Raw genomic sequence first — 5,221 nt, forward strand, 5'->3', positions numbered from 1 at the left:
TTACACAGAGTTTAGGGCGTGTTCAATTAAGATGTGAGGACGTCAAGAAAATGGAAAGAAAAATAGGGAATCGGAGAAGATTACCAACGTAATCGATACGATTCATCTTTTTTCTACCATTTTTAGTCCGAACTCAGTTAACTCAAGACACAAAGCCCGTTAAGAACTCAAAGTAAAAATAGGAAACTTTGCAAGGACGCTTGTGTCTAGCAAAAGTTTATCGTTTTTACACAGAGTTTAGGGCGTGTTCAATTAAGATGTGAGGACGTCAAGAAAATGGAAAGAAAAATAGGGAATTGGAGAAGATTACCAACGTAATCAATACGATTCATCTTTTTTCTACCATTTTTAGTCCGAACTCAGTTAACTCAAGACACAAAGCCCGTTAAGAACTCTGTATCCAACTACAAAAATCAAAGCGAACTAAGGATATTAGGATTCTAAGTCCAACCCTTCAAGATAGGGGCTATTCTTAGACTCTTCCACCATGGCAAGAACTTCTTCTTCTGACTGGCAATTCACTAAGCGCTCAATAGAATTTTCCAATTCAAAGAGGGCAATAATCTGTGGAATTGCAACAGATGTATGAATATCTGAGCTTGTCGCAGCAAGCGTCAATAAAACACTAACCTCCTTACCGTCTGAAAATACAACCGGCTTAGTCAATGTAATAAGGGAAAAAGCATCGCGTACGACACCTGCTTCTGGACGGGCATGGGGCATTGCCATACCTGGCATCAAGATATAGTAAGGACCGTGTTCATTAGTGGATTCAATAATCGCATGATAGTATTCTTCTTTGACCGCTCCACTTTCAATCAAGGGTTCAACTGACAAGCGCACCGCTTCTTCCCAAGTCTCAGCTGTTAAGCCCAGACGGATGGACTGATTTTCTGTAAAGGCTTTTTTCAAATTCATCTAGTTTCTCCTGCCCCTCTATCAAAGAGTCTGGGAAGCATCATCCCAGCCTCTAAACCACTATTCTGTTTGCTATATTTCTTTGAAGACTATTACAGCACTTCTTGCAATTTTGTCTTGATTTCGTTATCGTCCATAAGATTGTCAAGACCAACTAATTTACCATTGGTACGCCCTTGCAATTCATCAATCAAATGAATAGACGCAATGACGATGTCATATCCTGCCGCAAGACCTTTTGCCTCACCCACGCTACAAGAGTTAACTGTAAAATCACTTTGGCCAAGATTACGAAGGGCATTTTCTACCTTCATCTTAATCACCATAGATGATCCCATACCATTTCCACACGCTGTCAATACTTTAACCATTTTCTTTTCCTCCAGATAAATGATGTTTTATTTTTTAAAAAATATATAAAAATATAAATTGATAACCTAATTACTATTACTAGTTTTGATAGCTGACAACCTCTAACAGTCTAAGGGACTAAACAAGGTGCTATCATCATTTGAAGCCAATGGAGCCCAAAAGATTCTTTTTAGCTCCATTTGCTATTTTGCTAGATAGGATTATTCTTGAGCTTCTCCACGATAATAGGCTTCTTTATCCTTGGCTCTAGCAAATTGGATTTGCGGAATCGCAAGGAAGAAGACACATACCAAAATGTAGCCGATAATACCAAGTGCTTTGAAGAGATAGCCAAATCCTAACCATGGTAATTCAAAGTCAATATTTCCATGGTAACCACCGTAAGCTGCCAAATCAAGTAGGGCAACGCAGGCAGCACCAAGCGCTACTTGAAGCACACCTGAGATAAAGGAGAGGATAACTGCTGCTTTCCAGCCGCCACGTTTATCTGCATATACTGCAATCGCTGCATTATCAAAGAACACTGGCACGAAACCGGTTATAATCAGAACTGGATTTTTAAAGACAATTAATAACACGATGGTAATCAGCTGTCCAATCAAGCCGAAGGCAAAACCGGATAGTACTGCGTTTGGCGATCCAAAACCATAGGAAGCCGCAACGTCTACCGCTGGGAATGACCCTGGAAGAAGTTTACTTGAGATTCCTTGGAAGGCATTGGTCAATTCCGTTACGAACATCCGTACCCCTTGCATTAAGATAAAGAGGTAAACAGAGAAGGTAAAGGCTGTTTGGATAATGTACATGTAGAAATCTTGCTTTTCTGGGTTGAACAGTGTTCCTGAAGTAATAACCTCTTTATTTGCCATCACATCTGGTCCTAGGACTAGGAGAATCGCACCAAAGAATACCAACATCAAGGTCGCAGAAGCAACTACTGTATCATGGAAGATCGACAAGAATTTTGGCAATTTCAAATTATCCAAGTTCTCTTCTTTTTTACCAAGTTTTCCAGCCACCTTATCAACAAACCAAATGGCGAACTGTTGTTGGTGACCGATGGCAAATCCGCCTCCACCTGTCAAGCGTTGAGTCGCTTCAACTGTCATATTAGAGCTGACTGCCCAATAAAGACCACAGATAATTCCGATAGCTGTTACACCAAAACCATTGCGCAACTGTGGAATTAAAAAGAGCACCATGAGTGAGATTGTCGCTGCTTGTTGGACCATGATGTGACCTGTAATAAACAAGGTCCGAATCTTCGTAATCTTTCGAAAGGCAACGAGTAAGATATTAATTCCAAACCCAATCAAGAGAGCTGTCGTTGCTGCTCCTACAAAGTCTGGAAACATTTCTTGAACCTTCGTGTTCGCTGCTGTCAAGCCAAAGTAAGGGTCGATAACTGCCGCCCCAATATTAAATTTGAAGTTAAGCGCTGCAAGGATAGGGCGGAAAGTAGTTACCAAACCTCCTGCTGCTACGTTCAAAATCATATACCCGACTGTTGCTTTCACAAAACCTGCAAAGATATCATGCCCCGGCTTTTTCAAGAGAGCATAACCAACAAGGACCAAAAGTCCGACGAAGAAGGCTGGATTCTGCAAGATATTTTGCGAGAACCAATTCAGAATGATTTTCAAAATCTCCATTCTATTTTCCCCTTTTCTGTATTTTTTGTTTTTCCTATTCTCATTATAGTCTTTGCAAACGCATACAAAAAGACCAAATAAAACACAGGCATGTGTTCACATTTGGACTGTCATAAGATACGAGAGCGTTAAGCAACTCCTAGAAAAAATAGACAATCGAAGCAGGTTGGCTTGCAACCAATGAGATTTAACCTCGCTTTCCAGTTTCTAGGCTCGGGTAAAACGAATCCACTGGATTCGTTTTATTGACAGTGAGTTGTAGCTCGAGTTCAATTAAATCAAGATACGAGAGCGTTTGACACGAGTTGCACTCGTTTTATTTCCAACCTTTACCAATCTGGAATAGAAGTGGAAGCATTTGACAAGTTGCACAACTAAAAAAACCAGCCTGCTGGCTGGCTCAATTGTCTTGTTAGGGATTAAAGACGAGCATTCAACTCTGCTCCAAGTTCTTCAAATCCTGGTTTGCCAAGAAGGGCAAACATATTTTTCTTATAGGCTTCTACTCCTGGCTGGTCAAATGGATTAACACCATTTAAGTAGCCTGAAAGGGCAATTGCAAGCTCAAAGAAGTAGATTGTATAGCCAAGGGTAAACTCATCTTGTTGCGGAAGGGTCACAAACATATTTGGTACACCACCATCTGTGTGTGCAAGCAAGACACCATCCGTTGCTTTTTTGTTTACAAAGTCAACATCTTTTCCTTGAAGGTAGCCAAGACCATCTAAATCTTCTGCCATTTCTGGAATCAAGATATTCTTTCTCGGCTTGTCAACACGAATGACCGTCTCAAAAATATTCCGATAACCTTCTTGGATAAATTGTCCCAATGAATGTAAATCCGTTGAGAAGTTGGCTGAAGTTGGGTAGATTCCTTTTTGGTCCTTGCCTTCTGATTCACCCGCTAGTTGTTTCCACCACTCGCTAAAGTATTGCAAGGACGGCTCATAGTTGGCCAAAATCTCAGTCACATAGCCTTTTCTATACAAGATATTACGGACAACTGCGTATTGGTAAGCCTCATTTTCGGCAATCTTGTCAGATGTGTAGTCCTTACGAGCCGCATTTGCTCCCTCCATAAGGGCTGTGATGTCTGCTCCTGAAGCTGCAATTGGAAGCAAGCCTACTGCGGTCAATACAGAGAAGCGCCCGCCAACATTATCTGGCACAACAAATGTCTCCCAACCATTTGCATCTGCTTCTACCTTCACAGCACCGCGCTCGCGATCCGTTGTTGCGTAGATGCGTTTATTAGCCTCTTCTTGACCGTATTTTTTCACGAGCAATTCTTTAAAGACACGGAAGGCAATCGCAGGCTCTGTCGTTGTTCCTGATTTTGAAATCACATTCACCGAGAAATCTTTATCTGCCACGTAGTCTACCAAATCAGCTAAATAGCTAGAAGAAATTGAGTTACCTGCGTACAAAATTTGTGGTGCTTTTCTCTCTTCCTTGCTCTGCAAGTTTACAAAGGAAGTATTCAAGAAATCAATCGCTGCTTTTGCACCGAGATAAGAACCACCAATCCCGATAACTACCAATATCTCACTATCTGCTTGGATTTTTGCTGCAGCTTCTTTAATGCGAGCAAATTCTTCTTTATCATAGTTTTCTGGTAAGTCAAGCCAACCAAGCATCTCAGCTCCTGCTCCAGTACCCTTCCGCAAGTCTGCGTCAAGTGCTGTCACTTGGCTTTGCAAAAAGTCCAATTCTGTTGGAGCAACGAATTGTCCCAAAACTTTTGAATAATCAAATTGGATATGTGCCATTCCTAAGTCCTCCATTTTTTCTATATAGCTAATGATAACGCTTTATTGAATTTTTTTCAAGGAAATTCTCTATTTTCATTCATTTTCATAAAATAATTGACATATTTTCTTGAAATTGTGAAAAAATCACGTTTTCAATATCTCCTTGATCCCAATCCCCCTTTTGACAGGTTTTCTAAGCTATATTGAATACTGTTTCTATATCGACTAATTCCTACATTCTATTTTAAAACAGAAGCATTTATAATAGTAAGAAAAAAGATAAAAAGAGCACACACCCGACATCGCTTAGGGCTGCTGGATTCCTCCCCTGACCCGCTTCACGCACTGATGTTGCTCCACCTAGTATTATACCATAAATCACAGATTGTGCAAGCATTCTCGTTCCATCATCACGTCAAACGCATGAACGTTTTCTTATATCACTTTGTTTATTAAGCACTTTTTTTGAAGCAAGGATGGCTCATTTTCATCTTCCTCTCCCCTTATCTTCTATCTCTAAAACCTAAT

The 5,221-nt window shown here is 40.5% G+C and carries 4 protein-coding genes and 1 other RNA gene; all 5 read right to left on the reverse strand.

Translation table 11 applies throughout. The features are described 5' to 3' along the window. Positions 1-432 precede the first annotated feature (432 nt). Entirely contained in the window at positions 433-918 is a 486-nt protein-coding gene (locus ACVPON_RS05330) for a PTS sugar transporter subunit IIA (RefSeq protein WP_462876895.1), read from the reverse strand. 92 nt (positions 919-1,010) lie between these two features. Then, positions 1,011-1,289, reverse strand: coding sequence for a PTS sugar transporter subunit IIB (locus ACVPON_RS05335; RefSeq protein WP_076995218.1), 279 nt, complete (start codon positions 1,287-1,289; stop codon positions 1,011-1,013). A gap of 201 nt (positions 1,290-1,490) precedes the next feature. Continuing rightward, positions 1,491-2,942, reverse strand: coding sequence for a PTS ascorbate transporter subunit IIC (locus tag ACVPON_RS05340; protein ID WP_462876898.1), 1,452 nt, complete (start codon positions 2,940-2,942; stop codon positions 1,491-1,493). A 419-nt stretch (positions 2,943-3,361) separates the two neighbouring features. Next, positions 3,362-4,711, reverse strand: coding sequence for a glucose-6-phosphate isomerase (locus ACVPON_RS05345; RefSeq protein ID WP_462876900.1), 1,350 nt, complete (start codon positions 4,709-4,711; stop codon positions 3,362-3,364). 252 nt (positions 4,712-4,963) lie between these two features. Next, an RNA gene (ffs, locus tag ACVPON_RS05350) (signal recognition particle sRNA small type) lies at positions 4,964-5,059 on the reverse strand. Between the last annotated feature and the right edge of the window lie 162 nt (positions 5,060-5,221).

This window comes from Streptococcus sp. 1F3 (assembly GCF_054968985.1).